We start from the raw sequence: 1,318 nt of genomic DNA on the forward strand, positions 1-1,318 counted from the left end.
TAAGGCAGAGCAACCTAGAGAACAAGCTACATCGGAAGATTTAATTGCAAAGTATAAAAAATACCAAGCTGAAGTACTGGAAATAGCAAGGTTGTGTAACTTGTCCAAAATGCCAGAGAGAGTTTGTTGAGCAAGGAAAAAATGTTGAAGAAGCGCGAGATATTTTAATGTCAATTCTGGCAGAACGAACAACAAAGACTGAAATTTTAAGCACAATACCACAAAATTCATCAGAGGACTTGATGATGCAGGCAGCTAAAACCCGCCATAATAGCTAATTATAAAGTAGTACCGTGGCGATACAAACACAGAACCGCCGTATATAACACTAACAAAAGCGGCGGTAAAACAATTAAGGAGGAGAAACGTTTATGAGTTGTATAATTGAACAAAATAACCTAGGTGACCTATTAAAGTACGAGGCATCAAATCTTTATTCACGAGAGCAAATAACAGTAGCCAAGGGGCAAAACCTGAAGCTAGGAACACTCGTTGGCTTAGATAGTAAAGATAATCTGATAAAAGCTCTAAATCCAACTGCAACAGATGGAACGCAAACAGCAATAGACAAGTAATTTAAATGCAAAAGAAAACACCAAAGCGGTAGTAATTACCAGAATAGCTTTGCTTGCTGATCATGCTATTGTCTGGCCAACAGGTATCACAGAAGAGCAGAAAACCAAGGCTATCAAGGAACTTGAAACACGCGGAATCATCATTCGAAAAGCAGTCTAATTTAGGGGGAATTCATATGCAAAATCCATTTACAAATCCAGCATTTAGCATGACAGCTTTAACTGGAGCCATTAACATATTGCCAATTAATTTTGGTCGAACAGAAAGTTTAAAATTGTTTCCAAGTAAATCAGTGAGATACCGCCACATTACTATTGAAGAGCAAAACGGAGTGTTAAGTTTATTACCAACGCAAGTTCCAGGAGCACCAGCAACAGTCGGCAAAAGAGGAAAAAGAAAGGTGAGAACTTTTACAATTCCACATATTCCACACGATGATGTAGTATTGCCAGAGGAAGTTCAAGGAATAAGAGCCTTTGGTTCAGAAAATGAACTTGTAGCACTCGCTGATGTAATAACCGATCATTTGCAAACAATGAGAAATAAACACGCTATTACTTTGGAACACTTACGTATGGGGGCATTGAAGGGGGTTATTCTTGATGCAGATGGCTCTGAATTACTGAATCTTTACAACGAATTTGAAATTACACCAAAAGTAGTAAATTTTGCCCTTGGCACTGCGACTACAGATGTGAAAAGAAAGTGCTTAGAAGTACTACGACACATAGAAGATAACCTA

Annotated in this window: 1 protein-coding gene and 2 pseudogenes; all 3 read left to right on the plus strand. The window is 38.1% G+C overall.

All coding sequences use genetic code 11. The features are described 5' to 3' along the window. Positions 1-278 (plus strand): annotated as a pseudogene (locus tag IC220_RS07525) (S49 family peptidase); the annotation flags it as partial. A gap of 93 nt (positions 279-371) precedes the next feature. After that, positions 372-735, plus strand: a pseudogene (locus IC220_RS07530) (head decoration protein). A gap of 16 nt (positions 736-751) precedes the next feature. Then, on the plus strand, positions 752-1,318 hold a 567-nt coding region (locus IC220_RS07535), incomplete at its 3' end, for a major capsid protein (protein WP_188153791.1).

Origin of the sequence: Wolbachia endosymbiont of Pentalonia nigronervosa (assembly GCF_014534705.1) — a bacterium.
Lineage (GTDB): Bacteria > Pseudomonadota > Alphaproteobacteria > Rickettsiales > Anaplasmataceae > Wolbachia.